General features: G+C 33.7%; 11 protein-coding genes. 2 read left to right on the top strand and 9 right to left on the bottom strand.

Translation table 11 applies throughout. The annotated features are described in order from the left end of the window. Window positions 1-309: 309 nt before the first annotated feature. Complete coding sequence (locus RSC39_RS07760) at window positions 310-708, bottom strand: helix-turn-helix domain-containing protein (RefSeq protein WP_332536334.1); 399 nt, start codon at window positions 706-708, stop codon at window positions 310-312. A gap of 107 nt (window positions 709-815) precedes the next feature. On the opposite strand from RSC39_RS07760, the gene RSC39_RS07755 reads away from it, so the two are divergent. Next, the gene (locus RSC39_RS07755; protein WP_332536332.1) at window positions 816-1961 is read left to right on the top strand and encodes an MFS transporter; all 1146 of its coding nucleotides are present in this window, start codon (window positions 816-818) and stop codon (window positions 1959-1961) included. Between the two features lie 107 nt (window positions 1962-2068). On the opposite strand, the gene alsS is transcribed toward RSC39_RS07755, so the two are convergent. From alsS to RSC39_RS07720, 7 genes are all read right to left on the bottom strand, one after another. Beyond that, window positions 2069-3733 (bottom strand): acetolactate synthase AlsS, encoded by a 1665-nt coding sequence (gene alsS, locus RSC39_RS07750; protein ID WP_011835185.1) that lies wholly within the window; start codon window positions 3731-3733, stop codon window positions 2069-2071. A 154-nt stretch (window positions 3734-3887) separates the two neighbouring features. Beyond that, window positions 3888-5144, bottom strand: coding sequence for a tetratricopeptide repeat protein (locus RSC39_RS07745; RefSeq protein WP_332536329.1), 1257 nt, complete (start codon window positions 5142-5144; stop codon window positions 3888-3890). Between the two features lie 27 nt (window positions 5145-5171). After that, window positions 5172-6344, bottom strand: a complete 1173-nt coding sequence (locus RSC39_RS07740; RefSeq protein ID WP_011676167.1) for an AI-2E family transporter — start codon at window positions 6342-6344, stop codon at window positions 5172-5174. A gap of 65 nt (window positions 6345-6409) precedes the next feature. After that, the gene (locus tag RSC39_RS07735; protein WP_332536327.1) at window positions 6410-7030 is read right to left on the bottom strand and encodes a class I SAM-dependent methyltransferase; all 621 of its coding nucleotides are present in this window, start codon (window positions 7028-7030) and stop codon (window positions 6410-6412) included. Between the two features lies 1 nt (window position 7031). Next, entirely contained in the window at window positions 7032-8639 is a 1608-nt protein-coding gene (locus RSC39_RS07730; protein WP_063281719.1) for an NAD(P)/FAD-dependent oxidoreductase, read from the bottom strand. Between the two features lie 44 nt (window positions 8640-8683). Next, window positions 8684-10054, bottom strand: a complete 1371-nt coding sequence (gene rlmD / locus RSC39_RS07725) for a 23S rRNA (uracil(1939)-C(5))-methyltransferase RlmD (RefSeq protein WP_332536324.1) — start codon at window positions 10052-10054, stop codon at window positions 8684-8686. A gap of 62 nt (window positions 10055-10116) precedes the next feature. Beyond that, a complete protein-coding gene (locus tag RSC39_RS07720; RefSeq protein WP_332536322.1) occupies window positions 10117-10938 on the bottom strand; it encodes a MurR/RpiR family transcriptional regulator in 822 nt (273 codons plus the stop codon). A gap of 137 nt (window positions 10939-11075) precedes the next feature. Between RSC39_RS07720 and RSC39_RS07715 the strand changes: the two genes are divergently transcribed. Beyond that, window positions 11076-11780, top strand: coding sequence for an N-acetylmannosamine-6-phosphate 2-epimerase (locus RSC39_RS07715; RefSeq protein ID WP_332536320.1), 705 nt, complete (start codon window positions 11076-11078; stop codon window positions 11778-11780). A gap of 84 nt (window positions 11781-11864) precedes the next feature. On the opposite strand, the gene RSC39_RS07710 is transcribed toward RSC39_RS07715, so the two are convergent. After that, window positions 11865-14390: an HAD-IC family P-type ATPase gene (locus RSC39_RS07710; protein ID WP_332536318.1), complete on the bottom strand. Its 2526-nt coding sequence runs from the start codon at window positions 14388-14390 to the stop codon at window positions 11865-11867. Window positions 14391-15906 lie beyond the last annotated feature (1516 nt).

Raw genomic sequence — 15906 nt, 5'->3', positions numbered from 1 at the left:
TCCGAAAAATCTTAATTTTTCGGAGTCTTTTTATCATTTTTCATAAACACACTGATAGTTAAACAACAAAACGTTTAACTATCAATTCTTATTGAGATTTTTTTATTTATCAAAATGTTACATTAATGTCATGTACTATATATTATACATTTTTCTTCCCATTTTTGTCAATAAATATTGTATGACAAACAATGCTTGCGTTATTTAAGATATTTTCCTCTTATTTCCTTTGAAAATGAGAATCTGCTTGTTCTTTTATATTTATAACTAGAAACAACCTTAAAACTAACTGCTGCTCAACTTTAATTCTTATTTTTTTCCTTCACAAGATGGGTCCACATCGGGAATTCCTGTCACTTCTTTAATATATTGTATTCCCCAGTCGTTCATTGTCCAAACAATCGGTAAAAGTGATTTTCCCAAATTTGTTAATTCATAAGAAATCTGTACAGGTAACAATTCAAAGTTTATATTTTTTCTAATGATTTGTGCCTCAACTAGTTCATGAAGTTGTAAAGCTAGCATTCTTCTCGTACAATCGGGAATCCGTCTTGCAAGTTCATTAAAATGCAATTCCTCTTTCATCAAACGATTTAAAATAATTGTTTTCCAACGACCCGACAAAATTTTGATTGTTGTATCTAAAGGACAAAATTCTCCATGAATTTGACTATGTTTTATAAAAGTATTTTCTGTTTCAAGTTCCATAAGCTCATTTTACCACTTTTCTAAAATCCCACAAGTAGTATCAACTTTGTAACTTAGTTCCCAAAAGTTCACTTGAAAGTTCAATAAACAAAGCGTAATCTGACTTTATGAACATTAAAAATTTTTCTATCGTCACTGGACTTTTCCTTGGCGTCTTTGTCGTCGGGGCTGACAGTTTTATCATCAGCCCATTACTCCCACAAATTGCTCAAGACTTTCATGCAACAATTAGTCAAACTGCCCTTGGTGTCACAACTTATGCCCTTTGTGAAATGATTGGTGCTCCATTGTTTGGTCCTTTAGGCGACCGTTTCAGTAAACGTAAACTTTTAATCACAGGCATGAGTCTTTTTTTAGGGGCTACTCTTCTTTGCGCAATTGCTACAAATCTTGCAACTTTTTACATCTATCGTGCAGCTGCGGGACTAGGTGCTGCTCTCTTTCTCCCAAATGTCTGGGCATTCATTGGTAGTTATTTTAATGGGCAATTGATGAATAAAATTATGGGAATTTCAATGGCGGGTCTTTCACTTTCTGTGGCAGTCGGTGTCCCACTTGGATCTTTTCTCTCTCAACTAAGCAATTGGCATAGTGCCTTTTGGGCATCGGCCGTTCTTACAGTATTCTCGCTCATTCTTATAATAGCCATTATCCCAAATACTACTGCTCAAAATCAAAAAATTAGCTATTTGGTCAATTTTAGAAATGTTTTTAAAGCTAAAAATGTGATTCATACACTTCTTCTAGATTTCTTTTGGATGTTTGGATTTTACCTAGTCTATACTTTCCTTGGAAGTTTTTTAGCAGAGCATTTCCATTTTAGTAGTGGGAAAGCTGGTCTAGTTTTTCTAATTTACGGCACCGCAAATTTTATTGCTGCTTCAACTGGTGGGTTGATTATGAACAAATTAGGACGAGTAAAGTCAATTTTATTCAATGCTTGTGCTTCACTTAGCTTTACATTGGCTTTAGGACTGTTTAGCAACAGTATTTTAGGTCTCATTATATTTCTAATTTTGCTCGCCTTTTCTATGGGCTGGGGGGTAACCGCGATTTCTGCCTATCTTGTGACTTTATCTACTCAAAATCGCTCAACTTTGATGAGCTTTAATTCATCTGCTCTTTATCTAGGACTGACTCTCGCGTCTATAGCCGGTGGTCTTATTTATCAAGGACTCGGTTTTTGGATATTGGGCATTATTTCAAGTTTCTCCTATGCCATCGTGATTTTACTCATTAAAGGACTCCATTAAATTAAATTGTTTTTTGATTAATAATAAATGAAAAAAATCCCTGAACACGCAGTGGTTCAAGGGCTTCTTCTTTTATTTTTGTTATTTCACAAAACAGGTTATTTTTATCAGTAAAACTCTTCTGGCAATAATTTTTCTGCTAACTTAATATTATCAGAGTAGTCCAAAGGTACATCAATTACTACAGGACCTGTAGTATTTGGAATTGATTTTAGAATTTCGGCAAGTTCTTCTTTGCTGTGGGCACGGTAGCCTGTTGCTCCCATTGCTTCAGCATATTTTACATAGTCAACATAGCCGAAATCAACGGCTGCTGAACGTCCATATTTCATTTCTTCTTGGAATTTTACCATGTCGTAATGACCATCATTCCAGATGATTTGAACGATTGGAAGGTTTAAACGAACGGCGGTTTCGAGTTCTTGACCTGTGAAAAGGAAACCTCCATCACCTGAGTGAGAATAAACTTTCTTACCTGGGCGCAACAATGCGGCTGTGATTGCCCAAGGGAGTGCAACACCAAGTGTTTGCATTCCGTTTGAGAAGAGGAGGTGACGTGGTTCGTATGATTTGAAATGACGTGCCATCCAAATGTATAGTGAACCTACGTCAACGGTTACTGTTTCATCATCTTTTACAATTTCTTGGAAAGTGCTGACCAAATCAAGTGGGTGCATTCTGCCTTCTTCGGTGTTTTCAGTATCGAATTCGTGTTGTTCAGCAACTTCATGAAGGCCATCAAGATATTCTTTTGTTCCTTTTGGAATTTTATAACCACGAACGGCTGGTAAAAGATTATCCAATGTTGCCGCGATGTCCCCAATTAATTCACGTTCTGGTTGGTAGTAAGTATCAATTTCAGCAATGGCATTATCAATAACGATAATTCGACTGTCAATTTCCGCATTCCAGTTACGAGCTTCATATTCAATTGGGTCGTAACCAACAGCAATAACAAGGTCAGAGCGTTTCAAAAGCATATCCCCTGGTTGGTTGCGGAAAAGACCGATACGACCGTAAAAAGTATGCTCTAAATCATGTGAAATAACTCCAGCGCCTTGGAATGTTTCCACGACAGGAATATTAACATGAGTCAATAGATTACGCAATGATGAAGCGACTTTGACATCTGAAGCACCAGCTCCAACCAAAATTACTGGTAAAACGGCATTTTTGATGGCTTGCGCTAGGTAATTGATGTCATCAATAGAGGCATTCCCCATTTTAGGGTCTGAAAGTGGTTGAATGGCTTTGATTGATACTTCGGCATCCGTTACATCTTGTGGAATTGACAAGAAAGTTGCACCTGGATGTCCTGATTTGGCAATACGATAAGCGTTGGCAATTGATTCAGAAAGTGTATCAGGATCAAGTACTTCGGCTGAATATTTTGTTGCTGATTGCATCATTCCAGCATTATCCATTGATTGGTGTGCACGTTTGAGACGGTCACTTCGTTTAACTTGTCCACCAATAGCCAAAATAGCGTCACCTTCTGATGTTGCAGTCAAAAGTGGAGTTGCAAGGTTTGATACCCCTGGACCACTCGTAACAACTACTACACCAGGTTCCCCGGTCAAACGGCCAACAGCTTGAGCCATGAAAGCAGCTCCTTGCTCATGACGAGTCACGACCATTTGAGGGCCTTCTTCATTTTCTAATAAATCAAAAACCCGGTCAATTTTTGCTCCTGGAATCCCAAATACATACTTCACTTTATGGTTAATCAAACTATCGACAACCAAGTTCGCCCCAAATTGTTTCTCAGACATTTTTTATTTTACCTCTATTTGTTCTAATTCATATTTCATAATCTCTTGGATTACTTCACAATCATTTTATCAGATAATAGACCCTTTTACAATTATTTTGACGCAAGTTTGTGAATTTTCTAGCTTACAATAAAAATAATTACTGACAGCTTTGTCAGTAATTATTTTTTAAGTCTGTCAGCAAATTTCTCATATTTTCATCATCTGGAACAAGTTCCAAATATTGTTCAATAATTGGTTCTGTTTTAGAAATTTGACCAATTTCTTTAAGAAAATCAATATAGTCTTCTAAAAACTCTGGATTCTCTGACAAATTGGTTTGGATGAGTTCTTCATACAAAGCAGCCGCTTCAGAATCATTTTCTAAAGCTTTATGTGCTCCTGCAAAAAGCCATTTAGCTAATAAATGTTCATCTTCTAAAAGTTCTTCAAGATTAATGACCGCTTCAAAATCTTCTTCATTAAAGTACAAGTTAGCAAGTAGAAAGACTGTTTCATCATGTAACTCTGGTAAGTTCAAGGCATCCATGAGGTAACGTTCTGCTGCTGCTTTATCTTTTAATTTGAAACTAATTTTTGAAGCGAAATGAAGTAAAGGAACGGCATTTGGATTTTTATTCAAACCTTTCTGTGCCATTTCTAGTGCAGCTTCAAATTCTTGATTGGCTTCCAATGTTTGAGCATAAGCTAACTCATAGTTCAAGAATTCAACATCCATTTTTTCTAATCGTTTGAAATTAGCAATAGCTCTTGTTTCGTTATGAATTTCTCCATAAAGAAGAGCGATTTTATATAAAGTTTCAGGTTTTTCATCAAATTCAAATGATTTTTCAAGAAATGAAATGGCATTCTCAAAATTACCTAATTGAGCATAAGAATCACCAATTCTTTGGTAAATAGATATTTTTGTTTCATGCAAAATTTTACGTTCTGAAAGTTTGGCATATTCGGTGATGGCGGCTGAATAATCACCTTGTTCAAAAAAAGATTCAGCCAAAGCAAAGGTGATAAGTGGAGAATCTGATAATTCTCGTGCTTCTTCTAATTTTGAAATTGCTGTTTCAAAATCTCCTTCATACTGATATAAATCCGCAATCTTAACGAGTGCAGCAATATAGTTTTCATCGTCTACTGGAATTTGATAAAGATAGTTCAGAGCTTCATCTAAATTACCATTATCTTCAGCTATCTCTGCTAAATTAATCAGATAATCGGTTGACTCTGGGTGTTCAGACATGATTTGGTCATAAATTTTTTGACTTTCATCAATAAAACCCATCATTTGCAGATATTCGGCAAGGTCGGCCAACATTTCATTATTATCATTTTTTAATGCTTTTGCAAGTGAATTTTGCATTCCAATCAGGTCTCCCTGATGTAAAAAGTCAATTGTATCTTCTGAATATGACATTTTTCTCCTTATTTTTTATTCTATTAATTACTCTTTAGCTTCTTCTGTAGCTGTTTCTTCACGATAAAGGACTGAAATTTCACGATACCATTCATAAACGTGAACAATAATCACTTTGAGTGTTGCATAAAATGGAATCGCAAGTAGAACTCCCCAAACTCCTAAGATTTGACCAGCTGTCAGTAAAACAAATAAAATCGTAATCGGATGGATTGACATTTGTTTTCCAAGGACCAAAGGAGAAATAAAGCGCCCTTCAAGAGTTTGCTCAATGATAAGAACAATGATTACTTTTACAAGCATCAAAGGTCCACCAATCGCCAAACCAACGATTACCATTGGAATAGCGGCTAAAAATGAGCCTAAAAATGGAACTAAGTTCAAGAAACCTGCTGTAATTGCCAAGGCTACTGCATAGCGCAATCCAATAATTGGTAACCCGATCATGAACATAATGGCAACAGCAATGGCAACTAAGACTTGACCACGCACATAATTTGAAAGTTGACTATTAATTTCATGCAAGACTTTTGATGTTTCTTTACGCCAATCATTGGGCAATAAATGAGTGACAAAGCCATTTAATCTTTGACCATCTCTTAACAAGTAAAAAAGAACAAATGGGAAGACAATTAAAGAAATCAAAATACTTGTAGTTTTACTGATGAGATGTGAAAGAGTCGTTACGGCATTAACAGAGAAAGTTTTTGACCAATCAATCAATTGATTCCCAATTGATTTGGCAAATTGGTCAACTTGTGGTCGGAATTGCTCAAAGTGTGGATTTTTTGCTAAAGCATTAATCTCTTTTTGGGCAGTGTTAACATAATGAGGGACCGATGACGCGAAATTGTCTACTCCACTGATGACATTTGGAATAGCAACAATTAAGCCCCAAGCAATCAAAGCTGCGATAATTAAGAAAAGGACAATAATTGTCAGCACACGCGGAACTCGTCTTTTTTCCAAAAAATCAACTATCGGGTTAAGTAAATAGTAAAATACTGCTGCTAAAATAACTGGCAGAGAAATGACAGTAATAAATTCTCCGACAGGTTTAAAAATGAATCCAACTTTATTGAGTAATAAAATATTCAATAAAAAGAGAAGGACAATCGCTAAACTTGCAACGACTTTATTATTAATGAACCACTTGAAAAACCAAGAGGCTTTAAAACTGCGGTGTTGTTCTTGTTCCATAATTTTTCCTAATTCTTATTTTAGAATTACTGACAGACTTGTCAATAAGTTCCAAGAGGAGCCTGTCAGTAATTTTTTTCAAGTTCATAATATTGAATCTGTAAAAAAATCTTTTTTTTATTAATTTTCCAACCATTTTGATTGAAAAGTTCTGTCAGTTCTTTTGGCTGATAGACTTTCACGTCTCCTTCTGTCGAGAAACGGTTAATCCACCAATTATAAATTTTTGTGATAAATGGAATGTGAATTTCTGCAATCACTAATCTTCCATTGGGTCTGAGCAGGCATTCAGCTTCTATCAAAAAACGCTCAGGTTTTGGGAAATGATGGAAGCTAGCCGAACAAATAATCAAATCAAAGCTCTCGTTATCAAAAGGAATTTCTTGAGCAGAACCTTGTTCAAAAGTAAAATATGGGTACTGATCTTTGGCAACTTTAATCATTTCTGACGAAATATCCAAGCCACTACCGACAATTTTCTTTTTGTCATTTAACATCGCCAGAAGCTTTCCGTTAGCACAACCGACATCCAAAATCTTAGAATTTTGTTCAAATTTTAGATTTTTAAGGATAAATCTTTTAAAAAAGCTGGCCAAAAACCCATCAAAACTATGGTCAAACTGGCTAGCGATACGGTCATAAAAATTTTCTGATTCTCTTTCGTAATCATGAAATTTAGGAACCATTTTAGGCCTCCGTCAGTGGTTTTGCAAACTCAGAAATTAGTGCTTCAGCACATTTTAAACCATCAATCCCAGCCGAAACAATTCCACCGGCAAAGCCTGCTCCTTCTCCTGAAGGATAGATTCCTTTAGTTGAAACTGATTGAAAATTTTCTTCATCACGATTAATTCTGACGGGCGAAGATGAACGAGATTCAACACCAGTCATCACTGCATCAGAAAGTGCAAAACCGTGCATTTTTTTATCTAAACCAACAATCGCTTCTCGCATAGATTGTGTAACATAGTCTGGGAATAATGATTCAAGATTTGTTGGTTTTACTCCTAGAGCATAACTTGGTTCAACCGAACCCATTGCTTTGGAAGCTTTTCCGTCAAGGAAATCTCCAACAAGTTGTGCAGGAGCCTGATAATTAGAACCGCCTAATTCAAAAGCTTTATGTTCTAATTCTTTTTGAAATTCAACTCCAGCAAGAGGATGATTACTTGGGAAATCTTCAGGGAAGACTTGGACTAAAAGTCCGGAATTTGCATTTTTTTGGTCTCTGGCATGTTCAGACATTCCGTTTGTGACAAGTCCACCTTCTTCTGAGGCAGCCGGAACAACGAGTCCTCCCGGACACATACAGAAAGTATAAACGCCTCGACCTGATGATGACTTGTGAGTTAAACGATATTCTGCCGCACCTAAACGTGGATGATCAGCAAATTCTTTATATTGAGCTTTGTTAATCAATGACTGAGGATGTTCAATTCTAACTCCAACAGCAAAGGGTTTAGCGGTAATTGTTACCCCTTTATCATAAAGTTCTGAAAAAGTATCACGAGCTGAATGACCAATGGCTAAAATTGCATGATTTGTTTTAACGATTTTTCCGTCAGCAAGTTTTACTGCTTGTAATTGTTCATCTTCAATTAAAAATTCTTCAACTTGAGCATCAAAATAGACTTCTCCGCCCAACTCGATAATTTGTTTTCGGATATTTTTAACGATATCACGTAATAAATCTGTCCCGACATGAGGATGTGCCTTATAAAGAATATCTTCTGGGGCACCAGCTTCAACAAACTCTTCTAAAACCTTGCGTCCGCGTAAATCACGAACACGACTGGTTAATTTTCCATCAGAAAAAGTCCCTGCTCCACCTTCACCAAATTGAACATTCGATTTTGGATTAAGTTTCCCCTCAAGCCAAAACTTGTCAATTGATTTTACACGTTCATCAACTGCTTGACCACGTTCTAAAACAATTGGACGATAACCATTTTGAGCCAAAAGTAAAGCAGCAAACATTCCAGCAGGGCCAAATCCAATGACGACTGGGCGGTTGACCATTTTTTTAGTTCCAAGTTGCGGATTAACATAGTCTAGTTCTGGTGCTAACGAAACATTTTTAATTTTTTTAGACAGTATTTTGGATTCATCTTTAAGTTTAATGTCAACAGTATAGATAAAATCAATTTCGCCTCTGTGTCTTGCATCAATTGATTCTTTATAAATTCGATAATCGAGCAGGTCAGCTTCTTGAAGCCTTAATTTTTTTAAAACAAGACTTTTAACTTTACTGACAGGTTCGTCAATTGAAATTTTGATTTGTGTTATGCGAATCATGATTTTCTTTCTATGGTTAGGATTTTCTAAAATACTATCCTCTTTTATTTTTTATTAAAACGAGCAACAAGTTCAATATGATGCGTTTGTGGGAATAAATCAACTGGTTGAACTTTATCTAAAATATAGCCTTCGTTTTCAAAACGTACAACATCTCGAGCAAAGGTTGCAGGATTACATGAAATATAAACGATTCTCCGAGGATTAGTTGCTGTTGCTGATTTAATAAAAGTTTCATCGAGCCCTTTTCTTGGTGGGTCAACAAAAATAACATCAGGTTTTATTCCTTCATCAAGCCACTTGGGCATAATTTTTTCTGCTGTTCCTACTTCATAATGTGTGTTCTCAAGTTCATTTAATTGAGCATTACGTTTTGCATTTTCAACAGCAGCCGGAACAACTTCCATCCCATAAACCTCAGCGACTCGATCAGCCATGCTGATTCCGATTGTTCCAATACCAGAATAAGCATCGATAACAATATCTCCTGGTTTTAATTCTGCGAATTCAAAGGCTGTTTCATAAAGTTTTTCAGCTTGTGGAGTGTTGACTTGATAAAAAGCCGGTGCAGAAATTTGATAAGTTTTGTCCAACATCAAATCTGTAATAAAATTTTTTCCAAACAATAAAACGAACTCTTTACCTAAAATAAATGAGCCAGTTCCAGTATTAATATTGAGTTGAACAGATTTAATATTAGTAAAATGCTCCACTAATTTGTCAATTACCAAATCAACATTTTCTGGGAGTTTTTTACTGGTTACAACAAGGCTAACCATCATTTCACTTGTATGAAAACCTCTTCTAACCACAATATTTCGTAGCCAACCTTTGCGCGTTTTTTCATCGTAAGCTTGTAAATTAATTTTCCGAAACTCATCACGCAAAAAAAGGACAACTGCATCAATTTCAGGATGTTGAATATAAAAATCTTCGACTGGAATTAATGAGTGAGAATTTTTTCTATAAAATCCAGTAGTTAAAATCCCATTAACCATTTGAACAGGAATCTGTGCCTTATTTCGATATTTTATCGTTTTAATAGATTCAATGACTGGAGAAATAGGGAAATCTTCCTTCCCAGCCGTTTTTCTTAAAATATCAACGACTTGCTTTTGTTTAAATTTTACTTGTTCATTGTAACTTAGATGACCAAAGTCAGCAATCCCAGTTCTTAAATAATCAAGGTTTAACTGAGTCGTGCGATGATCACTTTGGCTTATAAATTCATCCACACGTCCAAAACCAAATGATTTTCCAACTTTAAGAACGCGCATTTTTATCCGTTCACCAGGTAAGGCATTGTCTACAAAAAATGGGTAAGAATCAACTTTAACCACTCCTTGCCCTTCATGCGTCAAATCAAGGACTTCTGCTTCAAATATATCGTTTTTCTTGAAATTTGTCATGTCCATATTATAACATAGTATTTCAATAAGGCTCAACAAACATCACTAAAAGCTGAATAATAAAGAAGTTACTCAACTGTCTTATCCATAACTGCTCTGATAATCGCTTCTCTACTCTGAATTGCTTTATCTTTGTAAAGTCGCTCGTGATTTTTAACCAAAATTTCACAAATATATAATTGTGAAATTTTTCCAGCGAGTGAGCCACCATCAAAAAACTCCTCACTCACTGTTTGCAAATTAATATCAGAAAGTTGGGCAAGTGGTGAATAGTCTGAGCTAGTAATTGAAATAATCTGAGCTTTTTGTTCTTTGGCAATCTTAATGGATTCAAATAATTCTAATGTCTTACCGGATAATGAAATGCCAATGATTAAATCTGTCTTCTTTAATAGGGCAGCTGTTTGCAATTGAAAATGAGAGTCACTAATTGCTTTAACTGGAACTCCAATACGAAGAAACATCGCTTCTAAATCTTTCGCAGTATTGCCGCTTAAACCTACCCCAAAAATATAAATAGCCGAAGCTTCAGAAATTAATTTTGAACTTTTTTCAAATTGTTCTAAATCTAATTTTGATTTTGTTTCATGAAGAATCTCAATAATACTATTTTCATTCTCATCAAAAAATAAGGTCAGATTTGTTCTATTAGAAGACTTTTGAGAATAACTTTCCTTAGCAACTTCTATTTTAAGATCTGAAAATCCTGAATAACCCAATTTTTGACAAAATCTTACTATGGTTGCATCACCAACCTTGATTGCTTTTTTGATATCATTCATTGTTCCATAAACAATACGCTCCTTTGAAGCTAATACATAATTTGCAATCTTCTTTTCTGATTTAGTAAGTGATTCATATTTTTCTTTAATGACTGTTTCAATTTTCATAATTTTCCTTTGGTAATTAACTCATAATTTCTTGTATCATAAATTTATTTTATCATAATTGACAAAAATGTAAGCGTATGCTATATTAATTGTGGAGTAATTATCCAAAAATACATTTTATGGAGGGTAAATGGAGAATGAATAAAGAACAATTTTTAGAAAAAATAAAGGGCGGAATAATCGCATCTTGTCAAGCCTTACCCGGTGAACCATTATATTCTGAAAATGGAGGAGTTATGCCTTTAATGGCAAAAGCTGCTGAACAAGCTGGAGCTGTCGCTATCAGGGCAAACTCGGTCAGAGATATAAAAGAAATTCAAAAAGCGGTAAGTTTACCCATCATAGGTATTATTAAAAAAGATTATTTGCCTCAAAAGCCCTTCATTACAGCGACTATGAAAGAGATTGATGAATTAGTTGCTACTTCTTGTGAGGTAATAGCCTTAGATTGTACTCTGAGAGAACGTCATGATGGGCTAACTATTAATCAATTTATCAAAAAAATCAAAGAAAAATATCCGACTCAACTTTTAATGGCTGACTGCTCAAATTTTAAAGAGTGTAAAAATGCTTATTCTGCTGGAGTAGACTTTGTTGGAACTACTCTCAGTGGTTATACAGAAGAAAGTAAAAAACAAGATGGACCTGACTTTGAATTACTTGAAAAGTTAGTTGAGGAAAAAATTCCCGTTATCGCTGAAGGAAGGATTCACAGTCCCGAACAGGCACAGTATGTCCAAAAAATTGGAGTAGACGGAATGGTTATCGGTGGTGCAATTACTAGACCACTTGAAATCGCGACTCGTTTTGTTCAAGCAGTTGAATCAGTTGAAAAACTATAATCACTTATCTATAAAATCATTAAAGCAAGAATATAAAATTAGAGTAAATAAAAAAACATTATCTAACTGATAATGTTTTTGCTTTTATTTCTCGTTTGTATTTTCTTTATTGAGCTGTGACTTTTCCCAATTATTTACTAATATTTTTTTGTATTGAGGACTATCAGTCATTGCTCTCACGCTATACTGTCTTAACTTTGTAAAAGAGAACCCTGAAACTAAGAGCAAGCAAGAAATGAGTAAGATAAGCTTTTTACTTTTCATTTTTACTTCTTTTGAAAAGAATGCTCTAATAATCAAAATCAGCAAGATACATATACTTGTCGGGATAAGAAATCTGAAGCTTGTGAAGGGAGCAATTCCTAAGAATTTGGTGACAGGTTCAATGAAGTAAGTTCCATAAAACAGTGCCGTCATTCCGGTAATAACTATTGCTCTGAATCGACTTAAGGGTCTACATAAGAGATAAAGAGAGAAGAGTTGAACACTTCCGATAATTAAAGTCACATCACTGATGAACTCTTTGTAATGAGTTACGACGTGTCCATTTGTGAAGCTTGTGTAGATTGGAAATTTATAGGCTAAGGCTAGCATAGCAAAGATAGCTACTCCAATAATTATCCCAGTCGGCAACGCATTATTTCTAATTTTTTGAAGAATATCTTCTTCGTTTCGCTTCTCATCTTTCTCTAGTACAAGTAGGGCACTAGGAATTCCAACAGTGAAAATCCCCATCATCATCAAATTTATTGACTCTAAAGGAAATAAATGATGTGTAATCAATAGAAGAACGGTCAGAGTAAAAGTATAGATTACTCGTAAAAGATTCATACTTGCCACTCGAGTAATATTATTGATTACCTTTCTTCCTTCTTTTAAAATGTCAGGCAAGACAGAGAAATCATTTTTTAAAAGAATAAATTGAGCCACTGATTTTGTTGCTTCATTTCCACTTCCTAAAGCAATCGGACAATCTGATTTTTTAAGAGCCAAAATATCATTGATTCCATCTCCAATCATCCCAACTGTATGTCCATTACTTTGAAGTGAAGCGATAATATCTCTTTTTCTTTCTGGTGTTATCCGACCAAAGATTGTTTTTTCCTCAACAATTTTTTTAAATTCCTTTTCATCATCAGGAAGTTCTGATAAGCCAACATAATCAGCTTCTAAACCTACTTCTTTTGCAATGAGTGAAACAGTTTTAGGGTGGTCTCCTGAAATAATTTTTATTTTAGTCCCTTGTTTTTCAAAATATTCTAGAATTCGTTTTGCTTCTTTTTTAGGTCTATCTTTTAACAAAATCAAGCAAACCAGACTATCTTTCTCGTTTGGTTTACTCTGTGATAAAGCAAGTATCCGGTATCCTTCATCTAGTGCTTTTTCAATATCAGCATTTTGTTTAGTTGTAAGTTCTTTTGCTACTAAATCAAAAGCACCAAGATTATAAGTACTTCCTCCTTTTAATTCAATCGATTGATACTTAGTTTCTGAGCTGAAAGGATGATAAGTTTCTAATTCAAAGTTACTTTTTTGACTCGTGTCAAAGTATTTTTTGAGCGCCTCCATTGATGCATTCTGTTCTTCATCCAAGGCAATGATAAATGACATGATTTTATCAACTTCTGGTTTTTCTTCTGCATAATAGAGGACTTGCTCAACATTCATCTGCCCTTCGGTAATGGTCCCTGTTTTATCTAAACAAAGAACATCAACTCTTGCTAATGTTTCAATTGCTGATAACTCTTGGGTCAAAACATTCATTCTTGAGAGCTTGATGACACCCAAAGCTAATGCAACTGAAGTTAAAAGAACTAACCCCTCAGGTATCAAACTAGTAATTGTTGCTGCTGTACCAATGATTGCTGTCTTTCTTTGTGGAATCACAGACAAATCTAAAGATGAAAATACAAATTGGTTCAAAAGCACTAAGATAGAAATTGGAATAATACCAATAACGATTATTTTTAGGATTTTATCAATTTGTTGTTGAATTTTTGACTTTGCTTTCTTTAAAACAGAAGCTTCTTTGGCCAATTTACTTATAAAGGTATGGTTCCCAACAGCCTGAACCTGTGCTTTTGCTGTTCCTTGCATAACCAAACTTCCAGAGTAGATAAAGTCACCAGTCTGCTTTTCAATAAAATCAGACTCTCCGGTAATCATGGATTCATCTACATCCATTCCATTTTCTAAACTTATCGCATCAACTGGAACCTGGTCTCCCTTTTTCAAACAAATTATATCATTTAAAACTAGTTCCTCTTTATGAACACTTGCTTTTTCACCTTCTCTAATTACTTCTACTTTTTCTTGTTTGAGAAAAGAAAGCTTTTCAATAATTCGCTTGGCCTTGATTTCTTGATATATTCCGATAGAGGTATTCGAGATAATTGAAAAAATAAATAACATATTTTTATAAGAACCAATAACAAATAGCACAACTGCCAAGATGATATTGAGTAAATTAAAGATGGTCATTGAATTTTTTATAATAATATCTTTATTTGAATTACCGACCTTAATTGTCGTTACGTTCACGTTTCCAAGTTTTTTTTGTTCTTCTACTTCAGTATTTGTTAGTCCTTTGGTCATATTTACTTTATCCATTATCCCTTTTTCCTCCTAGACTAATATATATAATATAACATCTCACCATCTATACTACTATCATACCTAAAATATTTATGATTATTCTTACATTTTTGAAAGTATAAAATTTAAATTCATGTTATATTCTCTTGATGCAGATAATTCCAAACATCCGCATCATTACTTTTTGTTCATCTTGATTGTTTTACAAACGCATATATATTTTTTTGTTATTACGAGTGTTACTTTTTTGCTTTTATTGATTTCATAAACACTAATATAAAATACTAATTTTAAACTAGGATAATACAAAACTATTTTAGAAATTAATTCATTATTAATAGAGTTATCAGCCTCCGCAATATCTTTAACGTTTTTCTGAAATTCTCATTGAAAAAAAGATGATACTGATTTTAAAAAAATAAATCATATTAAAAAAAACGAACAGTTATAACTGTTCGTTCTATTCATGAACTAATGACCTAATCTTTTACTTTCTCTTCTCACAACGGCTATACTCTATGGATTATGGCTTTTTTACATAATGAATACATTAAGTTTCAGAAAAATGCTAATTTTTCGTACTTTTATCTTTTTGAATAAGTTACAGATACTATTATACATTACAGTTACGTAAAAAACAAGGGCTTTAAATTTCATATAATTCTATCTTGTTTTTTTAATAAGTTAAATAAATTTTTTGAAATTACATAAAGAACAAATTTTGAAACTCCAGATAATTATATAATTTTCAAATAAATACTTGTAAACTCAATTAGCCAAAGGACTTATTAATAAAATGTTTTTCAAGAAAATTAAGGTTTTTCGGAGTCTTTTGCATCTTTTTTTCATTAAAAGCAGTCCTTTTGTGTCGCTTGTATTATTAAATAGTAACTTATACTTACTTAAATATATTATTTTAAGAAACAAAATATTTAAAATTTAGCCAAATATAGGCATTTATAAGTATTTTTATATCAAGAACATAACAGAGCTTTCGAGAAAACCTTAATTTTTCGGAGTCTTTTGCATCCTATTCTACATAATAACGCTAAAAAGTATCGTTTGATATTTACAAAGTCAATGATACCAACTACATAATCAACTAAATCCATGATTTTTCTTGATTATAATCTAATTACAATATTTCATGTACCTTTTATTATACATTATTTTAGCTATTTTTCAACTTTAAATTATATAGCTTGCATTTCTATATATTATAAATCTTATTTTTATAAGATAAAGTAATTATTATTGATATACGCCCAAAGTCAAACTTATTAACCAATTATATTTACTATTTTTTTACTTTAACATTGACTTAATTCTTCAAATATCTTTACTGGACAAAAACGATAAGTATTTCGCCCATTTTCCTTTTTATTTTACGAATGTAAACTCTCTAGTTTCAAGGTCACATGTCCGATTCTGACATAAATCATATTTCCCTTAGATTATTCTTTCATAGAAAAAAGTTCTTTTTCAAAAAAGAACTTTATTTCCACATAATCGGTTGGTAATTAGATAATGA

Origin of the sequence: Lactococcus sp. (assembly GCF_036648155.1) — a bacterium.
Classification (GTDB): domain Bacteria; phylum Bacillota; class Bacilli; order Lactobacillales; family Streptococcaceae; genus Lactococcus; species Lactococcus cremoris.
The sequence above is the reverse complement of the archived record's forward strand: the minus strand, read 5'-3'. Positions and strand labels throughout refer to the sequence as shown.

Bases quoted from the DNA above. Each gene is read 5' to 3' on its own strand.
- RSC39_RS07745 (WP_332536329.1), bottom strand. From the start codon at position 5,144: ATGTCATATTCAGAAGATACAATTGACTTTTTACATCAGGGAGACCTG.
- RSC39_RS07710 (WP_332536318.1), bottom strand. From the start codon at position 14,390: ATGGATAAAGTAAATATGACCAAAGGACTAACAAATACTGAAGTAGAA.
- RSC39_RS07740 (WP_011676167.1), bottom strand. From the start codon at position 6,344: ATGGAACAAGAACAACACCGCAGTTTTAAAGCCTCTTGGTTTTTCAAG.
- RSC39_RS07720 (WP_332536322.1), bottom strand. From the start codon at position 10,938: ATGAAAATTGAAACAGTCATTAAAGAAAAATATGAATCACTTACTAAA.
- RSC39_RS07730 (WP_063281719.1), bottom strand. From the start codon at position 8,639: ATGATTCGCATAACACAAATCAAAATTTCAATTGACGAACCTGTCAGT.
- RSC39_RS07755 (WP_332536332.1), top strand. From the start codon at position 816: ATGAACATTAAAAATTTTTCTATCGTCACTGGACTTTTCCTTGGCGTC.
- rlmD (WP_332536324.1), bottom strand. From the start codon at position 10,054: ATGGACATGACAAATTTCAAGAAAAACGATATATTTGAAGCAGAAGTC.
- RSC39_RS07760 (WP_332536334.1), bottom strand. From the start codon at position 708: ATGGAACTTGAAACAGAAAATACTTTTATAAAACATAGTCAAATTCAT.
- RSC39_RS07735 (WP_332536327.1), bottom strand. From the start codon at position 7,030: ATGGTTCCTAAATTTCATGATTACGAAAGAGAATCAGAAAATTTTTAT.
- alsS (WP_011835185.1), bottom strand. From the start codon at position 3,733: ATGTCTGAGAAACAATTTGGGGCGAACTTGGTTGTCGATAGTTTGATT.
- RSC39_RS07715 (WP_332536320.1), top strand. From the start codon at position 11,076: ATGAATAAAGAACAATTTTTAGAAAAAATAAAGGGCGGAATAATCGCA.